At 59.6% G+C, this 16,301-nt stretch carries 14 protein-coding genes and 1 pseudogene; 7 read left to right on the top strand and 8 right to left on the bottom strand.

The genetic code is table 11. The annotated features are described in order from the left end of the window. Positions 1-115 precede the first annotated feature (115 nt). From FMA36_RS07205 to FMA36_RS07180, 7 genes and pseudogenes are all read right to left on the bottom strand, one after another. Positions 116-2,748: pseudogene (locus tag FMA36_RS07205) on the bottom strand (TonB-dependent receptor plug domain-containing protein). Positions 2,749-2,793: 45 nt separating this feature from the next. Continuing rightward, the gene (locus FMA36_RS19705; RefSeq protein WP_276612610.1) at positions 2,794-2,928 is read right to left on the bottom strand and encodes a hypothetical protein; all 135 of its coding nucleotides are present in this window, start codon (positions 2,926-2,928) and stop codon (positions 2,794-2,796) included. A gap of 580 nt (positions 2,929-3,508) precedes the next feature. Beyond that, positions 3,509-3,649: a hypothetical protein gene (locus FMA36_RS07200; RefSeq protein ID WP_159261773.1), complete on the bottom strand. Its 141-nt coding sequence runs from the start codon at positions 3,647-3,649 to the stop codon at positions 3,509-3,511. A 55-nt stretch (positions 3,650-3,704) separates the two neighbouring features. Continuing rightward, positions 3,705-4,910, bottom strand: coding sequence for a pyridoxal phosphate-dependent aminotransferase (locus FMA36_RS07195; protein ID WP_159261772.1), 1,206 nt, complete (start codon positions 4,908-4,910; stop codon positions 3,705-3,707). Between the two features lie 307 nt (positions 4,911-5,217). Then, positions 5,218-5,631, bottom strand: coding sequence for a c-type cytochrome (locus tag FMA36_RS07190; RefSeq protein ID WP_206065223.1), 414 nt, complete (start codon positions 5,629-5,631; stop codon positions 5,218-5,220). 8 nt (positions 5,632-5,639) lie between these two features. After that, a complete protein-coding gene (locus tag FMA36_RS07185; protein ID WP_159261771.1) occupies positions 5,640-7,229 on the bottom strand; it encodes a flavin monoamine oxidase family protein in 1,590 nt (529 codons plus the stop codon). A 161-nt stretch (positions 7,230-7,390) separates the two neighbouring features. Then, positions 7,391-8,083, bottom strand: coding sequence for a GntR family transcriptional regulator (locus tag FMA36_RS07180; RefSeq protein WP_159261770.1), 693 nt, complete (start codon positions 8,081-8,083; stop codon positions 7,391-7,393). 407 nt (positions 8,084-8,490) lie between these two features. Here FMA36_RS07180 and FMA36_RS07175 point away from each other — a divergent pair, with 407 nt between their 5' ends. From FMA36_RS07175 to FMA36_RS07150, 6 genes are read left to right on the top strand one after another with little or no spacing between them, the layout of a single operon-like run. Then, positions 8,491-9,273 (top strand): RraA family protein, encoded by a 783-nt coding sequence (locus tag FMA36_RS07175; RefSeq protein WP_159261769.1) that lies wholly within the window; start codon positions 8,491-8,493, stop codon positions 9,271-9,273. Next, complete coding sequence (locus FMA36_RS07170) at positions 9,270-10,277, top strand: NAD-dependent epimerase/dehydratase family protein (protein WP_159261768.1); 1,008 nt, start codon at positions 9,270-9,272, stop codon at positions 10,275-10,277. The genes FMA36_RS07175 and FMA36_RS07170 overlap by 4 nt, the downstream gene beginning before the upstream one ends. A 1-nt stretch (position 10,278) precedes the next feature. Next, positions 10,279-11,739: an NAD(P)-binding domain-containing protein gene (locus tag FMA36_RS07165; protein WP_159261767.1), complete on the top strand. Its 1,461-nt coding sequence runs from the start codon at positions 10,279-10,281 to the stop codon at positions 11,737-11,739. After that, positions 11,739-12,524: an SDR family oxidoreductase gene (locus tag FMA36_RS07160; RefSeq protein ID WP_159261766.1), complete on the top strand. Its 786-nt coding sequence runs from the start codon at positions 11,739-11,741 to the stop codon at positions 12,522-12,524. The genes FMA36_RS07165 and FMA36_RS07160 overlap by 1 nt, the downstream gene beginning before the upstream one ends. A gap of 4 nt (positions 12,525-12,528) precedes the next feature. Next, positions 12,529-13,335 carry a substrate-binding periplasmic protein gene (locus FMA36_RS07155; protein WP_159261765.1) on the top strand — a complete coding sequence of 269 codons (807 nt, stop codon included), beginning with the start codon at positions 12,529-12,531 and terminating at the stop codon, positions 13,333-13,335. 38 nt (positions 13,336-13,373) lie between these two features. After that, complete coding sequence (locus FMA36_RS07150; protein WP_159261764.1) at positions 13,374-14,453, top strand: flavin monoamine oxidase family protein; 1,080 nt, start codon at positions 13,374-13,376, stop codon at positions 14,451-14,453. Positions 14,454-14,669: 216 nt separating this feature from the next. Here FMA36_RS07150 and FMA36_RS07145 read toward each other — a convergent pair whose 3' ends face one another. Continuing rightward, positions 14,670-15,692, bottom strand: coding sequence for an IS110 family RNA-guided transposase (locus FMA36_RS07145; RefSeq protein ID WP_159261362.1), 1,023 nt, complete (start codon positions 15,690-15,692; stop codon positions 14,670-14,672). A 53-nt stretch (positions 15,693-15,745) separates the two neighbouring features. On the opposite strand from FMA36_RS07145, the gene FMA36_RS07140 reads away from it, so the two are divergent. Then, a complete protein-coding gene (locus tag FMA36_RS07140; protein ID WP_159261763.1) occupies positions 15,746-16,300 on the top strand; it encodes a flavin monoamine oxidase family protein in 555 nt (184 codons plus the stop codon). Position 16,301 lies beyond the last annotated feature (1 nt).

Below are 16,301 nucleotides of genomic sequence, written 5' to 3'. Positions count from 1 at the left end.
CGGAACAGGAATCCTGTAACGCTCCACGCATCCGCATCATTTCATTACCGGCACAGAAAAAAGGCACACCGAACGGAATCCGGTGTGCCCAGGCAGGCAGAATAAACGAGAGATCTCAGAAAGTCGCGTTTATGCGGCCATAGTAATAACCACCCATGATCGGAACCTGAGAGGAGTTCTGGTCATACAGGTTGACGCCGTTGGAATCGTTTTCCGTGGGCAGACGACGGGGCCGGATGTTGAAGACGTTGTTCGCGCCAACAGCAAGATGCAGGTGGCGGTTGACCCGGTAACCGATTTCGATATCGGTCAGCCACCGCGGCGTGTTCTTGAACTGTGCAAAGCAGGTGTTGGATGCATAAAGCGCCCCGCTCCCACACGAACCGCTGGTGGTATAGTCGTAATAGGTCAGCATGTCGTCGTCTGGCCATAGCGGGTCTGACGAACGTTGAAGTCCCAGGCGCCAATCGTATAGAAGGCGTTCAGGATGATCTTGCTGCGCGGGTAGGCCGTGGTCAGATAGGCGGTGTTCTGCGCGTTGAGCAGGGCATTACCCGTGGACGACACGCCATTGTGGTGCAGGCGACTGCGGTTGAGGTCGATCGCCATGCTCAGGGTCAGGTTACCATACCGGTGCATGCGGAACATGTAATCGGCCTTGATATCAACACCCTGCGTGCGCGTGCTGGCGCCATTGGTCAGATAGTAGGCAGACACGGTGGAAACGTCCAGGCCGTTGGCGGGCAGGGTATATCCCATGTTTTCAATGGCATTGACCGCTGCCTGGCCCTTCGTGGTGCCACCGCCCACGATACGGTCACGCAGGTTGATCTGGTAGACGTCCGCTTCCACATGGAACCCGTCAACCGGTTCGAGCACGATACCACCGCTTTCACTGGTCGAACGCTCGGGCTTCAGGTTCGAGGCACCAAGGCTGCGCGCAGCTTCGGAGGACACGGGCAGCATGCCCGAAGCCGTCGTCGGGCCCACGCTCATGGCGCTGTAATGTTCTTCGGCCAGGGTCGGCGCACGGAAGCCCGTGCTGATGGTGCCACGCAGGGCAACCCGGCGATTAAAGTCATAACGGGTTGAAATTTTGCCGTTTTCCGTGTTGCCAACGTCGGTGTAATGCTCAAATCGACCGGCGAAGTCTACGCTCCACTTCTTGGTGAAGTGAAAGTCACCATCCAGGTACCATGCCCAGATGTCACGGCTCCATGAACCCGCGCTCTGCGGCCCCAGGCCGGCATAACCCTGCGTGCCACCAGCCTGATAGGAGGGCGGGTTGCCTGCATAGATGTCATAGGTTTCCAGACGCTGCTCGGCACCGAATGCCAGCGTCATCGGAACCTTGTGGCCGATATTGAAATGACGGCGGAAGTCGAGGTTGTTCGTCCACTGCGCCATGCGATAGGTTTCGGAACGTGTCTTTGAAGGTGACCAGCCACATCCGTCCGTTGAGGCATTGGCCGGAACACCGTTATTACAGGTCGAAGCCAGCATGCCGGTATTGGCGGTATTCTTGTCGCCGATCTTGTCTTCATCCGCGCCATACACGGTGCTGAGGTCCCAGTTGAACCCCATGAAGTTGTCACCCTTCAGGCCGAGCGTGGCGGAGTAGTCGTTCTCCTCCATGGTTTCGATGGGCGTGAAGCCATTGGGATACATCGAGGGCGCGATGGTGGGGATACGATAGTTTTCATATGCTTCCGCATGACGGTGCGCATAGGTGATCAGGCCGTAGAAGTTGATGCCGGGCGTAAACTGCTTACCCCAGTCGATCGACAGGTTTTCACGCGTTTCTTCGGGCGTGCTCATCAGCTTGTTGACGCTGGGATCAATATTCTTCGCGCCCGGCACCAGCCCATTGTAGTAACCGGTGGTGTGCGCGCCTTCGGGCCATGTGCCCAGCAGGCGGTGATCGCGCGCGCCCTTGGGAATGCCATGATCGGTGTGGTAGACCTGCCCCGAAACGTGCAGGAACCCGTCCTGCCCCAGCTTCATGCCGCCATCGGCATTGACCTGATACTGCCAGCCGTTGCCGGCATAGGCGTTGGCACCGGTCTGGAAGCTGGCGTCAAAGCCATGGTCCTGCTTCTTGGTGATGATGTTCACCACACCGGCAATGGCGTCAGAGCCATACATGGCGGCAGCGCCATCTTCCAGCACTTCGATATGATCGATGGCGTTGGCGGGGATCATGTTCAGATCGACCGGCGTCGAACCGAATGCGGGGCCGGGGTTCTGCGTCATGTTACCGGTTACATGGCGGCGCTTGCCATCCACCAGAACCAGCACTTCATTCGGGTTAAGGCCACGCATGCGGATTGCCGATGTCAGGGCCGCCGTATCACTGCCCTTCGCGCCCACGTTGATCGAGGCATAGGTACGGGTGATGGCGTCGGCCAGGTTCATCTGGCCTGAACGGCGCAGGGTTGCGGCCGTTACAACCGTGACGGGGCTTGTGCTCTGACGGGCGCGCCTGTTGGAAGAATGCGTGCCGGTTACGATAATGGCTTCATTGGTATCTGCAGGCACACCCGCCGACTGGCGAGAATGCGCCGTCAGGGTGTTTGCCTTATGCGCGGTAGCTGATGTGCTCGATACTTTGGATGGCGCTGAACGGACCACCCGATGCCTGGATGAATCAACGTCCGTATCAGCTGCCATGGCAGCCTTCATAACGGCGTCCACTCCGGTCGGGACTGTAAAAACAGTCGCAGCCACAAGCCAACGTCTAAGAATCATGAGGTCACCTTTCTGATTCAGGAAAAAATTACGACCAAGAAATATTTACAATAAATTTTCGATTAAAAATAAAAAATGAGAACTGCCTTCTGCCTTTTCGGCCTTTTGTTGCTTTACTGCAACATTATGGCTTTTGAACAAAGGAAAGGCTTTACCCGTATTTAAGGTATCCACAACCATGGTGGAATTAATTCGAAATGTTATTTCATACTAACATGTATGAAATTAAAGGATCTTTTATTTCCAGGCACCGGACGCCACAACCCGATCCCGATCTGCCTTCTGGAAATTTCCGTCATAACACCCGCATGCGCCCTGACGGATATCGACCATGACACTCATGATCAGCCATCCCAATTCCCTGACGCACGCATGAAATCATACAATAGAAAGAGTTTTTGTATCGAAAAGCATAACAAAAACTATGTAATGGCAGATTCTTCCAACTCACTCCCGATATCCGGGCGAATGCAGGGTGCCTCAGGTCAGGAAGGCATTTTGTATCATAAGAACAATCATTACATTTATAATTTATTATGTATTCTGAAGATAGAAACCATACTGTTTCAGAGCTACACGGACTGCGCCTTACGTGTTCTGGCACACCTGCACGCCATATCGGCACCATGCCCTGTACCTATACATGTAGCGGAACGGCTTCGGTCACCACACTGGCCTGCGCACCGATGCCCGAATCTGCATCGTGCCGTGGCAACCATGCTTTCCGATTATTACGGTTGGCAATCGCCTTGCAATATTGTCACAACTGGCCATGTGCAGGGCCGCTGGCAACGACGCTGCCGGAGCCTTGCCAGCCAATCGCCAGCGCACCGGTTCTCGTGGTGCAGGCCCGGATATGACTGTCGCCCCGGCAGGCCTGCCGGGGCGACGATTCTGTCATCTACATCCGCAAAATTGTGCAGAAAATGCCTCCGGTCGCGTAGGGCGGCCCGATTTCAGACCATGATCTGGTCAAGTGCGGCGCAGAAGGCCTTCATGTCTTCTGCCGAGCCAACCGTTACGCGCGACATGGTGGGCCAGATGGGCCAGCTGCGCCCGATATCGACCTTGCGGCTGGCAAAGGCGTCGCGCATGGTCTGGGCGGGCTGCTTCCAGTCCACCATGAACATGTTGGCATTGCTGGGCAGGTAGGTCAGGCCGCGTTTCTTCAGGTGAGCGAAGGTTTCCTCCCGCGCGGCAATCATCTGGTTGCGGCGCTCGACAATCGCAGCGCTCTGGGTCAGGCTTGACGTGCCGGTTGCCAGGGCCACGATGGACAACGTGCCCGACTGGCTGGCGCCATCATAACGCATCATCTTGGCATGCAGGTCAGGCCGCGCCATGCTCAGGCCCAGCCGCAGCCCGGCCATGCCAAACAGCTTGGAGAAGGTGCGCAGGACAACGACATCCTTGTTCTCCGCGACGAGCTTTGCCGCACTCGGCGCACCTGCGAAGTGGATATAGGCCTCATCGACCAGAACGATCGACCCTGCGGGCTTGTGGGCCACAAGCCATTTGATGTCCGCCAGCGGCGTAACCGTGCCGGTCGGGTTGTTGGGCGAGCAGACATAGTAGATACCGGCGTTCGGATCAGCCGCCAGCATCGCCTTGACGTCGGTTACGTATTTGTTTTCCGCCCGCAGCGGCACCTTGGTAACCTTTACCCCCAACCATGCGGCGGTGCGCCATGAGCTTTCAAAGGTCGGGTCGGCCGTAACGAGGCCGCGCGTGGGAGAGCAGAAGGTCACGACGGTACGTGACAGCGGATCACTCGACCCCGGCCAGGGCAGGATGTGGGTTTCGGGCACCTTCTCGACCTGGGAGACAGTCTGGATCAACTGCGAACGCAGGTCCGAGGGTTCATAGCGGTTGCCATAAGGCACCATCGCCGCCCCGGCCTGCGCCGCGGCGGGGAAGGGGCCGGTCCAGCATTCGTTGCTGCCAAGGCGGACCATGCCGACCTTGCTCTGGATCTCTTCGATCTGGGCCTTGCCACCCGCGCCCGCGGCACTCTTGGCAGCAGCCGTCCGGCTCAGCAGCGGCGAAGCGGCCATCGCCGCCGAACCCAGCCCGAGCAAGGCCGAAATACGACCGAACTGGCGACGGGAATAGCCCCGCTCCAGCAGGTCTTCCTGAGACTCTTTTGAAAGTAGAATACCCATGGACTTGCCACCTTCTGCTTTTATGGAATGCAGTCGCACCTGATCGAAAAAACACACAGTTTATGTGTCCGCCAGTAGTTTCTTAAAAGCAACGGACTGATAAAGTGTATTTTTGCAAAGATGTATCGATAGCACCCTTACCAAAATCTCATTTGAATTCACCATAAAACAAATGCAATGGCAATCACTCAATCATATAAAAATTCTTTCTTGTTTCTTTACAATAATCATGCGGCCAGAGCGCTACGCCACGTTCCTGAAGCGGGCCGTTCGCCCCGGCAGGACAAGAACAGGCCCGCACGCGGGGTCAATGGTCATCGACTTTCAGTGGCCCTGCCATGCTGCCCACCGTCTGGGGTGTCAGGGCATCCGTATAATGGTTGCCGAAATGCGCCCTTACATAATTGACGACATCCGCAATCTGGGCGGGCGACAGCACGCCATTGAACCATGGCATGGCCCCCTTGCCGTTCATGACTACGGTTGCGGGATAGGCCGCAACCGCCAGATGCGGGTTTGATGCCAGCGCCGGGATGGTTCCCGCGCCAACGCCGCCCCGGCCATCCGCCATATGGCAGGCCTGGCAGATATGCGCGTACACCTGCTGCCCCGTGGTCAGTTGCGCGGGGTCGGCCGCATCCGCAGCCAGGCAGAGCGACGGCACGCCCCCGACAGACAGGGCCACAGACGCGGCCACAGCCCATGCCTTGATAGTGTGCATGCCCATCATCAAGCTTCCTGTGCCCGTTTGTGCAACCGCTTTACCGCATCCATGGAGGACAGGAGCGCACCTTCCTGCCATCCCCCCAGATAGGATGCATGATCCCCCGCCAGGACGATACGGCCATCGACCGCAACCAGATCCTGATAATAGGCCTTCCTGTCAGCTTCACTCCATCGTGCACGACAGCCCAGCATCCATGGCACACGGCTCCACGCGACAGAGGTGCCGTTCATGAATTCGGAGCGGTATTGCGGGTGGATCACTTCCCCCTGCCTGAGGGCGGCCTCAAGGCGCTGTTCAGGCGTCATGGCCGCGAAGTCCAGTCCCGCGAGACTGAGGGGAAAGCCCCCCAGCAGGACAGCTGGCCCGCTGGAATGCATGCGGTCATTGGGGTAGGAAATCAGGGCGATTTCCTGGCTGGTGAAACTGATCCCGCCGTAAATCGCCTCGTCTTCCTCCCAGAAGCGGCGACGGAATTCCATGCCGATCTTCGCATGGCTCGAATAGGGCACGGCGCGGATACCCGCCTGCATCTTGGGCGAGACCTGCACCGGTATCTGCGCCAGCACGGTCAGCGGCATGGCGCAGACGCACCAGTCGGCCTTTGTCTGGCCCACCGCGCCACTGACACGGTCGGTATGGCTGATCGTAACGCCCGAACTGTCCTGGTCGATGGCCGTGACCTTGCGGTTGAATGTGATCAACCTGCCAATGCGCCGGGCAAATGCCTTGCCAATCATGTCCATCCCGCCGACAGGCTGGAACATGGTGGGCTGCATCTCGTACGTCATGAAGAACTTCATAGTGTTCCACACGCACGGATCGAGCACGTCGGTAAACGGCAACAGATCCGAGGCAATGGGCGCGCCATCGGGGCCGCCGCCGGGCGGGCGGTCATACCCGCGCCGGCTCGAAACATGCAGCCCCTTGCGATAGGAATAGGATGCATCCAGCATGCCCCATTCGCGCAACGCCACCAGCAGGCGCTCACGGTCATCCTTCGTCAGCACCTGATCGAGATTGTTCTGGTTGACGGACTTGCCCAGAAGTTCGGAAATATTGCCGATGAAATCCGACGCCGCATCCCGATACCGCTGCGGCTTGCCGCCGAATGCGTTCGTACTGTGCACGTATGCGTTGTTATTGAACTGGATGAACGGTTCAAGCTGTACGCCGAACTGCTTGCAGTAATGCAGGATGGCCCGGTGATGATGCGGAATACGCCACGGGCCGGGATTGAAATAGTTCCCTGCCGCAAACGCAACTTTCTGGGTTGCGCCACCCAGTTCGGTATACGTGTCGCCCCCGCGCAGGGTCCAGTTCCGCCCGCCCGCACGGTCCTGATATTCAAGAAGCCGGACCTTGTAGCCCGCCTTGTCCAGTTCATAGGCCGCCGCAAGGCCGGCAAGCCCAGCGCCAAGCACCACGACACTGTCGCCCCTGCGCGCCCTGCCCAGATCGAGCGTGCCGCTGAACTGTGATTCCGCCGCATGGCCCAGGGCGGTCATGGCCTGGTACATGGCAGCCGTGCCCGCGGTCAGGCCTATCTTGAGCAGCAGGTCCCGCCGCGTCGGGCCAGAAGGATTGACGGGCATTGTTCAGGAATCCTTTATCATAAGGATATCAAAACGATATAGATGCAGCACGCCTGATCCCTTTCCCCACGGAAATGTTCTACCGTCAGCTTAATTTCAAATCCCGCAAATACAACTCATTACTATTTAGTAACGTTTTATTCGGCGCCAGCCGGCACCCTTCATACGGCAAGCGTGCCCAGAATGGCATCCGCAACCTGCTGGAGGTGCTTCTGCATCAGCATCGAGGCCCGCTCCGCATCCTTTTCACGCATCGCTTCCAGAATCTGGCAATGCTCCTGCCGCCCCGGTTCCAGTCGCTGCGGAATCTGATCAAAGCCATACAGCCGGGTGCGTTCACGCAGTTCATTGACATTGCGGGCCAGCAGGCGGTTTCCGCTGGCCGCGGCAATCGTGGCATGGAACATGTTGTCCACATCCCAGTGCGCTTCAGCGGTGATATGTTCCATCTGCAAAAGCGCGACCTCCCGGTCATACAGGATGTCCAGCATGCCGGGGCTGATGCGGTGCGTCGCCAGCTTGACGCCCTCGCCCTCCAGCAGGCGGCGCAGAACCAGGATCTCCAGCACATCCTCGGTACGGATGGCATTCACCATGATCGTGCGCCCGTTCTGCCGCAGGAGCCCCTCCCCCACCAGTCGGCGCAACGCATCCCTTACCGGCGTACGGGAAAGACCCAGCCGCAACGCCACCTCACGTTCGATGACGACCGTATCGGCTTCAAGCTGGCCATCAAGTATCCACCGACGGACCGTTTCAAATGCATCCCCGGACAGGTTACCCCTGGATGACGAAGACCGCTGCTTGTCAGATAACATCATATGCGCCGCCGCATCATACGGCCTTTCCGACATGATAGGATCCACCACCCCACGGCTGTACATGAAGTGGACGGAAAGCAATTTTCCTTCTGGAACGCGCGAATCCGCCTCCATGACCAATGGACACCGTTCCCGAATTACTGCCGGAGTTTCCCCGGGCATTGCAGTATGTCCCTACCCGGACGGGACATGCAATAATTTTCACGACCAATGGTATACTACTTGAATTCCATTATATGATCGTTATAGGTAAGAAACAATAAACCTGATACCACTCCCGCTTACGGATCATCCGGTTTTCTTCGCAGGGGATTTTGCCGCACCGCTTCATCGCGGCCCGGCCATCAACCATCCCGCATAAAACTGTTCGATTCCGGAACTTTTTCCGTATCGGGAAGAATACGCCTCATCATCAGCCTTTACATATTGGGTGTGCCTTTATGTCAGTTGAAAAAGCGAACTTTCGTTTGCCAGGACTGGGTGAGATCGCATCAGAAACCTGTCTGCCCATCCCCGAAAAGCTCAAGGCAAGGCTGCTTTCCGTCGCCGTGCCCACGCTGTCTGCCATCATGTTCAAGATGGGGCTGCACAGCCGCTTTTTTTCTGACCTGCAGCCGCTCCAGCCTGCCTGCGGGCGATTTTGCGGCCCCGCATGGACAGTCCGCGCCATGCCGGTGCGCGAGGACATCCGCGCGGGAATCGCCCAACGCCAGCTTCCCAGCCTGAACCGGATGGCACTCGACGCCGCACCGGCGCAGAGCGTGGTGGTTGTGGCCAGTGGTGGCCACCCGGAAGTTTCCTTCATGGGAGACATCATGGCGACATCGCTCATGGTGCGCGGCATTGCGGGCGTCATCCTCGACACCAGTGTTTCCGACATCTCGATCGTGAGCAAAATGGAACTGCCGGTGGTCTGCGCGGGCAGGAACGTGCGGTCCTCCTTTTCGGCCCTGATGGTCATTGGCTGCGATGAACCTGTTGGCGTGCAGGGGGTCGCGGTCTTTCCCGGTGACATCATCGTCGGCGACGAGGACGGCGCGGTATGCGTGCCCCGCCACCTTGCCGATGAAATTGCCGAAGCCGCGATCGAGCAGGAAGCCCTCGAGGCTTTCATCATAAAGAAAGTCGCAGCCGGCATGCCGATCGATATCGCCTACCCGCCCAGCCCGGAGATCCTTGCCGAATACGAAAACTGGCGCGCCACGCAGGAAAAAACGACATGACCATGCCTGGCGGCACCGTGGTGGTAACGGGCGATACGGGTTTCGTGGGCCTGAATGTTGTCGAGGCACTGCTGGAAAAGAGGCGTTGCGTCATCGGCATTTCAGACACGGCGTTACCGGCCCCGCTCTCACGCCATCTGGCAGCGCTGGGTGGCCACTATATCCATCATGAAGGCGACATTACGGACCTTGCTTTCGTGCGCCAGTGCTTCGATGGGCAGGGTGCTGCAGCCGTCATCCACCTGGCGGCCATTACATCAGGTGTTGCACAGGAGCAGCAGCGGGCGGCTGCGACGGTTGCCGTCAATCTGGGCGGTACGGTCAATGTCATGAATGCTGCGGCGGAAACGGGCGTGCGGAATTTCCTTTTTGCCAGTTCCGTCGCCGTCTACGGCAATGACTTCCCCGATGGCACATGGCTGAAAGAAAGCACGCCCCGCAAGCCTGCCAGCCTGTACGCCATCAGCAAATACAGCGGCGAACACCTGGCAGCACGCCTGGCCGCACAATGCGGCATGACGCTCAAAATCGGCCGGCTGGGCCGCGTATTCGGGCCTTACGAACATGAAACCGGCGTGCGTGACACGCTGAGCCAGATCTTTGTTGTAACCCAGGCCGCCCGTAGGGGGCAGTCCGTGCATTTCGCGCGTCCGTGCATCAAGAACTGGCAATACGCGCGCGATGCGGCTGCATCCCTCATCGCCCTGTCCGATCTCGAGCAGCCTGCGCGCCAGACCTATAACATGGGCGCGCCCACCGTGTGGTCACTGCTGGACTGGTGCCAGATGCTGTGCACGGTCTACCCGGATTTTCGTTTTGATGTCGGGCCATACCCGGCACCGGAAGGCACGCTATCGGTGGACCTGTGGGGTGATCACGATGGTGGCCTGCTGTCCGGCGCGCTGTTCCGCCAGGACGTCATGGATGCGCCTTCCCTGGGCATGCAGGCTGCTTTCAAGGATTACATGCACTTTCTGCAAACATCGGATACGGAAGGGAAATGACATGACGTCTGATCTCGCCAGGCTGGAAGCACGGATCACCCGCGACCTGGACATGATTGCGTACCCGGAAGGCCAGTGGGTACCAAGGCATTATGTGGATGGCGAACCCGTCCATGACGTGGTCATCATCGGTGCCGGGCAGGGAGGCCTTGCCATTGGCATGGCCCTGCGACAGCAGCAGCGGATCGACAATTTCTTCATTGCCGACAAGACCCCTCCCGGTCAGGAAGGCCCGTGGCTGGATTACGCGCGCATGCAAACGCTACGCACCGCGAAGACGGTAACGGGCATTGACCTTGGCGTGCCCAGCCAGACTTTCCAGTCATGGTATGACGCCACCCATGGGGAAGGCCGGTTCGACACACTTTCAAAAATACCCAAGGAAGACTGGGCCGCCTATCTGGCATGGCTGCAGCATGTCCATGCGCTGCCTGTACGCAATGGCTGGAACCTGCGCGATGTGACGGAAAAACAGGGCTATCTGTGCCTGTCATTCGATACCACCGACGGCCCGCGCAGCGTCCTCGCCCGCAAGCTGGTGCTTGCCAACGGCATTGAGGGCAGCGGGCAATGGATGATGCCCGACGTGATCAAAGCCCTGCCCGCACATCTGCGCGCCCACACGGCAGACCCCATCGATTTCCATGCCCTGCGCGGCAGGCGCGTTGTGGTGATCGGGGCTGGCGCCTCGGCCTTTGACAATGCGGCAACGGCGCTGGAAGCTGGCGTGGGTACGGTCACGCTCCTATGCCGGCGCCCCGAGATCCAGCGCGTCCAGCCCTACAAGATCATCGCATTCCCCGGATTTCTCGATCACTTCGGCACATTACCCGACAGCCAGCGCTGGGGCATGATGCGCTACCTGCTCAATGTGCGCGAAGCCCTGACACTGGAGACATGGAACCGCGCCACCATCCATGACAACTTCACCCTGCTTACGGGCGCGCCGGTCACGCAGGCGCAGGCGCAGGGCGATGCAGTTGTCCTGACCACGCCGCAGGGTGACATCACGGCGGATTTCGTCATTACCGGGACGGGGCTGGACATAAACCTGCACACACGGCCCGAACTGCAGCACGTTGCCCCCCATGTCGCATTGTGGCGCGACCGTTACCCCGCGCCGCCGGGTGAGCACGATGCGCGGCTGGAGCGCTATCCCTACCTGGGCGACGGCATGGAATTCCAGGAGCGCGAACCCGGCACCATGCCTTGGATCAACCGGATCCACTGCTTCAATTTTGGCACGACGGTCAGCATGGGACCATGCGGGTCATCGATCAGCGCCATGAAATATTCCGTGCCCCGCCTGGCGCGCGCCATCGGCCGCGACCTGTTTGCCGAGGATTTTCTCGAGCACGAAGCCCGGATCAAATCCTATCAGACACCGGAATTCCCCCTAACCTTTGCACGCGACCTGCCGCAGGCCACGCACAGGCCGGTCGCCACAGTGGAGAACCCGTAATGGACCTGAGACTGACAGGGCGCAGGGCGCTGGTCATGGGCGCAAGCCGCGGGCTGGGGCGTGCCGTGGCACAGACGCTGCTGGCCGAAGGCGCCACCGTCGTGGCGACCGCGCGCGATGTCGCGGCAATCGAGGCATGGATTGGCGAACTGCCCGCGGAGATGCGCCACCGCGCATCCGCAGCACAACTGGACCTGTCGCGCCGTTCCGACATCAATGCCGTGGTGGAAAGGATGGAAGCCACCGGGGGCATCGATATCATCATCAATAACAGCGGCGGGCCGCCGCCGTGCAAGGCCGGTACCGTACAGCCCGATACATGGGCCGCGCAGTTTGAAATGATGGCGAACAACATCTTCTACATCGACACGCTACTGCTGCCGGGCATGATCGAACGTGGCTGGGGGCGGATCATCACGATCGCCTCCAGCGGTGTCACCCAGCCCATCCCTAACCTTGCGCTTTCCAACGGCATCCGCGCCGCCGTGATCGGCTGGTCCAAGACCCTGAGCGCAGAAGTCGCCTCCTGCGGGGTCACGGTGAACGTTGTCATTCCCGGTCGCATCCATACCGATCGTGTCGACACGCTGGACAGTGTGGCGGCACAGCGTCGCGGTGTCAGCGTGGAAGACGTGGTGCGCGCCTCCCACAACACCATTCCCGCCGGGCGCTATGGGCGCCCGGAGGAATTCGCCGATACGGTCGCCTTTATTGCCAGTGACAGGGCCTCGTACATCACAGGCACGCAGATCCGCGTTGATGGCGGCCTGATCCGGAGTATCTGACGCCATGATCACCATCACCAGACGGCGCCTGTCCATGCTGGTGGCGGGCAGTGCGCTCTATCGCTCCTGCCCCGCCCGGGCCGCCGAGACGGAACTCACCGCCCTGCGCAGCCGTGGCGTCATCCGGATCGGGACCTCCGGCACGTCGCCCCCCTATACCGGCATCGACTTCGCCAACAACCTGACCGGCTATGACATTGACTGGGGCAATCTGATCGGCAAGGGGCTGGGCCTGCGGGTTGAGTGGGCCAAGATCGATTTCCGTGGCCTGATGATCGCCCTGCAGAGTGGCCAGGTCGATGCCCTGATGTCGGGCATACGGATCACGCCCGAGCGTGAGCAGTCCTTCACCTTCTCGCATCCCTACGCCTATGACGAGACGGTTGCCGTCGTGGGCAGCGCGGATACGTCCATACATGATTTTGCCGGCATTGCGGGCCACCAGATCGCCGTGGTCGCCGGTTCCTTCCAGGAACAGGTGGCGCGATCCATCCCGGGAGCCTCATCGATCATGGCCCTGCCATCGGCAGGCGACGTCTTCATGTCCCTGCGTACGGGGCACGCTGACGTAGCGGTGCTGGGGATGAGCGCGATTTCCCATTACCGCAAGTCGGGGCACACCGATTTCAAGGTGATCGCAACCGGGGCGCAGGCCACGCCACAGGGCGTCGTTTTCCGCAAGGATGCACAGGACCTGAAGGCAGCCGTGGATAAAATCATCGACGAGAAAGTAAAAGACGGCACATACGAGCGGCTTTACATCCAGCATTTCGGTATCGCCCCGCCGCATATCGACACGACGGAACAGTAAACGCCAACCGCAACACCGAACAGCATATCGGAAACATCATGCCTATCACACGACGTGAATGGATCACCCGCGTTGGCGCGGCTGGGGGAATTGGCGCAGCCCAGCTGGTCATGCGGGGGCTGGGCATTACGCCCGCCCATGCGCAGACCACGCTGCCCAGGCTCCCGGCGGGTTCTGGCAAGGGCAAAAGCGTGGTCATTCTCGGGGCGGGCATGGCAGGCATGGCGGCGGCCCATGAACTGGGCAAGGCCGGTTACGCCTGCACCATTCTCGAAGCGCGCGAGCGTGTGGGCGGCAAGAACTGGACAGTCCGTGGCGGTGACACGGTCACGTTCGCCGATGGGCGCACACAGACCTGCCGCTTTGACGAAGGCCAGTATTTCAATGCCGGTGCCGGGCGCATTCCCAGCCACCATTCCGCCCTACTGGGCTATTGCCGGGAATTCAGCGTGGCGCTTGAAGTCGAGGTCAACTCCAACCACAACGCCGCAATCCAGAACGATGCCGCCAATGGCGGCCATCCCATCCAGCTTCGCCAGGCGTTCAACGATACCCGCGGCTTTGTCTCGGAACTGCTGGCAAAAGCCATCAACCAGCATGCGCTTGATGCCGAACTCACGGCCCATGACCAGGAGCGCATGATCGCGTTCCTCACGCAGTATGGCGACCTCCGGCCCGACCTGAGCTATGGCGGTTCCTCGCGCTCGGGCTACACATCGCTGCCGGGCGCGGCCGATGACGCAGGTACGGTTGCACCCCCCATCTCGCTCAGGACCATGCTGGATGCCGACATGTGGCACAGCGTCATGTTCGATGAGATCCTGGTCATGCAGTCCACCATGCTGCAGCCCGTCAATGGCATGGACCAGATCGCCCGGGCATTCCACAGGCAACTGGGCGACGTGGTCCGCACGCAGGCCGAAGTCACGCATATCGGGCGCGCCGGGCAGGGCGTGAACATTACCTACCGCGACAGGCGGACCAATACGCCACAGGCAGTGTCCGCCGATTTCTGCATCTGCACGATACCGCTTGCGGTGCTGTCATCCATCCCGTCGGATTTCTTCTGTGGTTGCCGTCCGTTATGCAAGAGTTTTCTGACCCATATTGACGTGTGATCGTGTGCGGTCTTCTGTAAGGCCTGTTGATGTGGCCTTTCAGAAGCCACTGGCCAGTATGGTGATCAGCGGATCAGATCCAAATCTCACAGGCGTGCTTTAAAGCACAGAGAAATCCACTGGTTTTTCCGATCCGGATCAGACGATCATGCGCCCATTCAGGTCATCGCCCTCTCACACCCCTACCGGTTCCATCCGCGGGAGCCGAGCCATCGCTCAGGCTGCCACGGACAGGGCCGGATCCCGATAATCCTCCTGTTTTGTTGCCATGGCCCAGATGGCTCGTGCCATCCTGTTGGCCAGCGCAATGGCTACCAGCATACGGGGCTTGCGGGCCAGCATCCGTGCCAGCCAGCTTCCCGGTGCAGGGGCCTTACGGCTGGCCCAGTTCACCTGGGTCATGGCGCCCATGATGAGAAGCCTGCGGATATCAGCCTGCCCGGCTTTTGATATCTTCCCCAGCCTTTCCTTTCCGCCAGATGAGAACTGACGGGGCACCAGCCCCAGCCACGCAGCAAAGTCGCGCCCGCGCCGGAAGCTCTGCAGGTCAGGCGCAAAAGCTTCAATCGCAAGAGCGGTCAGAGGACCCACTCCAGGCATGCTCTGCAATCTGCAGGTGTTTTCACTTTCCTGGGCAAGCATCCTGATCTTCTTTGTTCTGACATCAATCCGCACACTCTGCTCCGAAATCTGTCGCAGCAGATCAAGGCATTCCTGCTTCACAGCCTCTGGCAGAACCGCCTCATCCAGCATGGCTTCAATGTGTCTGATATGCGCAATCCCCTGTGGCACGACGAGACCGAATTCATACAGAACGGCACGCAGGGCATTCACCAGTTCCGTGCGCTGGTGCACCAGACGCTGCCGGGCCCGGAAAAGAACGCCACGCGCCTGCTGCGCTTCAGTGCGTGGTTCGACAAAGCGCATTTCCGGCTGACGGGCCGCAATGACGATCGCTTCCGCATCAGCAGCATCGTTCTTCTGGCGCTTCACGAAAGGCTTCACATACTGCGGAGCGATCAGTCTGACCTCGTGACCAGCTCCTGCCAGTTCGCGAGCCCAGTAATGCGCGCTCCCGCACGCTTCAAGAACGACCAGAGCAGGCGGCTGCGTGGCCATGAACTGCATAAACTGCTGACGACGCAGCTTTTTGCGAAACATCACCTCGCCCGCACGCGAAGCTCCATGAACCTGGAAAATGTTCTTTGCCAGATCAATGCCTATCACTGTATCCTTCATCTGCCGTCCTTTCGCGCAGTCGTTTCTTCCAACGACCATTCTGGCACATTGCGATGCCGTGCGGGGAGGACGGCAACCACCCCATCTCGCCTGACGTGAAACGGGCGATTGAGGCGCCCGGCAGCCACATGCGGCAGAAAATCGCCTTCCAGGGCCCCCGCTTCTGGGAGACGGACCATCATGTCTTTGGTGGTATCACCTATCTCAAATCGCCTGACGCGGTCATCTGGCACCCCAGCGCGGACCTTATGTCCGCCAAGGGCGTCCTGGTCCTGTACGGCGGGGAAAAGGAGATCAGCCCCCACCCCTTCGCCCAGCAGGCCAGGCTGGCGCGGGCCGCTATCGGCAAGATCTATCCGGGTCATGAAGCCCAGCTGCACGACCCTGTCTCGGTTACGTGGGGGCAGATCCCCTACAGCCTTGGCACGGGAGCCGTGTTCGAGGCGGACAGCCAATGGGCCTATGAGCGACTGAACCAGGCGGATGGCCCGTTTTTCTTCGCCGCCGATTACCTGACCCATATCAATGGCTGGCAGGAGGGGGCAATCCGCTCGGCCTATCATGCAATTGACGGAATCAGGACCACCGTGTCGCATGCCATGAAATGAA

It is taken from the genome of Komagataeibacter xylinus, assembly GCF_009834365.1.
GTDB classification, from domain to species: Bacteria; Pseudomonadota; Alphaproteobacteria; order Acetobacterales; family Acetobacteraceae; genus Komagataeibacter; species Komagataeibacter xylinus_D.
The sequence above is the reverse complement of the archived record's forward strand: the minus strand, read 5'-3'. Positions and strand labels throughout refer to the sequence as shown.